2 protein-coding genes are annotated in these 3,628 nt (G+C 36.7%); both read right to left on the reverse strand.

From position 1 onward, the window contains the following. Positions 1–404: 404 nt before the first annotated feature. A complete protein-coding gene (locus AFK68_RS05915; RefSeq protein ID WP_094671978.1) occupies positions 405–1,505 on the reverse strand; it encodes an alkene reductase in 1,101 nt (366 codons plus the stop codon). 76 nt (positions 1,506–1,581) lie between these two features. Continuing rightward, entirely contained in the window at positions 1,582–2,865 is a 1,284-nt protein-coding gene (locus AFK68_RS05920) for an RNA-guided endonuclease TnpB family protein (RefSeq protein WP_210407253.1), read from the reverse strand. Positions 2,866–3,628 lie beyond the last annotated feature (763 nt).

Raw genomic sequence — 3,628 nt, forward strand, 5'->3', positions numbered from 1 at the left:
TATATAATCTTCATTTATCGTTAGTTTAAGTGGTGCTATATCTGGAAACAAACTACAAAAAAATACTAAATAGGGGTTGCTGATTAAATATCAAAGCCTTAACAGATCAAGCTAAGTGCCTTTTTAGGTCTGAAAAAAGTACGAACTTTTAGGTCAAAAAGATGCAAAAATTTAGGATTTTTTGCTCAAGATTTAGAGAAAAATCACTCTTACTATTTTTCCGACTACCTCCTCTAAATTCCCCATTTATCCTGACTCCTGACTCCTACAACTACTAAAAAATTTTTTCAGCAAGCCCTAAATATTTGCTTCACTTTAAAAGATTTTTCTTCCCTACCAGGTGGGAAAAATGCAGAAAAATTAACACTTGCAACTATTCCCTATTCCCTAATTCTATTCCCTAATTATTGATAAGTAGGAAAATCAATATATCCTTCTGGGTCAAATGAATACCAAATTTTCATATCAGGTAGTGAATTTAGCGGCCAATTATTAGCAAAACGTTCTGCTAAATCAGGATTACTAATATAAAGTCTACCAAAAGCAATTAAATCTGCATTTCCTGATTGAATTGCAGCTTCAGCAGTTTCTTTTTTATAGCCACAATTTCCGATTAATGCCTGAGAAAAGACTTCACGAAATTCTGCCAAATTCATTGCTTCTCCTAACTCGTGAAAACCAAATTCTAAACCATCCATAATATGAAGATAACCTAGTCCGTAATTATTTAACTGCTTGGCAACGTAAAGAAAATTTTCCCGAAAATCTGGGGAACCCATATCATTAAAAGCACCATTAGGTGAAATTCTGACTCCCACTCGGTGAGACGGCCATACAGTTAAAATAGATTCAACAATTTCTTTAAGAAATTGAAATCTGTTTTCTAAACTACCTCCGTAGCGATCGCTGCGATGATTAGTCTTGGACTGTAAAAACTGGTCAATTAAATAACCATTACCACCATGAATTTCTACTCCATCAAAGCCAGCAGCTTTTGCCCTAACTGCAGCCTGGCGATAATCTTCTAAAACTTCTGGAATTTCTTCTGTTTCTAGAGCGCGGGGTGTTTCGTAAGGTTGTTTGCCAATGGGAGTATGAATATATTCTTCATTTAAGATAACCGCAGAGGCAGATACCGGGAGTTGACTATTTTCCTGAAAGCTGCTATGGGAAGCTCGCCCACAGTGCCAAAGTTGCAGAAAAATAGGGGTTCCCTTGGCATGAACTGCATCTACAACTTCCTTCCAAGCTTTGGTTTGTTCGTCTGAGTAAATACCGGGGGTGTTAAGCCAACCAATACCCTGTTTAGAAATGACAGTAGCTTCAGAAATAATTAAACCTGCACCTGCTCGTTGAGCGTAATATTCTGCCATTATATGATTAGGCATTCTTTCTACTCCAGCACGAGACCGAGTTAGGGGAGCCATTATGACTCTATTTTTGAGAGTTAAATCTCCTATATTGAAGGGACTAAGTAAGGTTAAGGAATCTGTTGGAGGGGTCATTTTAGCTATCAGTTATCTAATTATCATTGACCTCTCCCCGGCTTAAAAGCGCGGGGATTCTAAACTGTTGCTACGATTAGGGGCTAAAGCCACATCTCGTAGCTTTTTTAGTTTTGGTTTCCCAGATAGGAAATCTGGTAGCGAGGGTCAAAACTCGCCTACAGACCTTGACTAGGCTTAGACCTAATTGTGTCTCTACTTTACGAAGTATATTTGCTGCACCATTTAAGTCAGCGTTAACCAACAAACCTTTACCAGTGTGGTACATCCCACGTTTAAGTCGTTTCCCTGATGGCTTCCATCCTTCAGGTTTTTCGCCGAAAGTAGGTAGAACATCGCCATCTAGAAAACTGGCCTTGCTGGTATATGACTCTTCAGTTTCAACAAACTTAATGCCGTATTCTAGGCATAGTTGTTTAACTCGTTCTTTGAGTTTAGCAGTGGGAATTTGTACGAATGATTGTGTTGTTTTACCTAGTTTAGACTCTTGTCTTTGTCCTTGGTTCCATCCAAAAACTACCGTACCAATTTGGTGTTCAATACAGTGATTAACAACCAACCTTGCAGCTTTATTAACTGCATCTCTCATCTGACGGTTACGTTTTTCTGTGATCTGGACTAATTGCTCATCCCAATAACCCTGGGGCTTACTCTCTTTGAGGGTGGAAACTCGTTTGTTATACCACTGGTTAAGGCTTTTAACCTTGCGCCCATCAATAATGAAACTATTCCCTACATTAGAAATGCAACTTAACCAGTTGTTGATACCGGGGTCGATTGCCAAAACATTCTGAGGATTTAATTCATCTTGAACTACAATTTCTTTCTGGTATACAAACTCTACATAAAAACATCGATTACGTGGTAGTATTCGCAATTCTTTGAGTTCTGAAAACTGTAGATTAGATGGCATCGGGAGCAAAAAACTGTCTAATTTAAACCATCGTTTTACGGTTGTTCCCAGAGGAATTCTGATGTGCTTCTCAACAAGTCTTAAAGCTTGCTTGGGATAAGTCACCATTGCTAAACCATCTTTTTTACGATAGCTAGGAACCCTTGGTTGAAAATCCAAATTACCGTTTTTGTATTTTTTGTTTAACTCCTTAAATGACTTAAAAGATTCAGCAACAGACCTTAATATTTGCTGGGCTGCTTGTGAGTACAAAACTTGATAATGTTTATTTGATTTGTACTCTTTTTCCAGGTCATACTTACCAATTATTTTCTGGGTTTTGAAAAACAATTGACGACCATAATAAATACCACAATTGGTTAGCTTGTGGGATTGAGAACAAATAAACTCCAGAATTGATTTTAAGTCTTGATCGGGCTTGATTAGATTTTGCTGACAGCCATACAAATCAATCACTTCCTTAATATATATTATGAATTATCTACTGATTATGTATTTGTCATGTTAAGATTGTCTGGACACGGCGGGATTGATCCCCCCCTGTCCGTTTTCATCCCCTCTCTAAAGAGTAGAGGCTTTCAAAGTCCCGCTAGTTCTTTTGTCAACTCAGACGTTGGAGTTTGAGAAGTTGTATAGAAGCCCTAACAGTATCTTCGTAAAGATGTGGGTTTTTGGCTTAGGAGTCAGGAGTGAGAGAATATAGAATAGGAGAAAAAGGTAGAATCTATAGCCCCATATTTCCATATCCCTATCTTTAAAAGTAGATAAATAAATCCTTTTAGGGGTTCTATATATGATTTAGACTCTAACCTAGTGGCTAAGTTGAGCTAAATCTAATACCTCAAAGTTACAGTTTTACTACTTATTATCTATCTTAATAGAGTAAATCGCCTCATCCCTAAATTTCTCTAAAATCCAAAAACTCAAACGTTACAGTTTTACTACTTATTATCTATCTTAATAGAGTAAATCGCCTCATCCCTAAATTTCTCTAAAATCCAAAAACTCAAACGTTATAGTTTTACTACTTATTATCTATTTTAATAGAGTAAATCGCCTCATCCCTAAATTTCTCTAAAATCCAAAAACTCAGACGTTATAGTTTTATGCCTTATCTATTTTAATAGAGTAAATCGCCTCATGCCTAAGTTTATCTAAAATCCAAAAACTCAAACGTTATAGTTTTATGCCTTATCTATTCTAATAGAGT

The organism is Hydrocoleum sp. CS-953, assembly GCF_002260545.1.
In the GTDB taxonomy this organism is placed as follows: domain Bacteria; phylum Cyanobacteriota; class Cyanobacteriia; order Cyanobacteriales; family Microcoleaceae; genus Trichodesmium.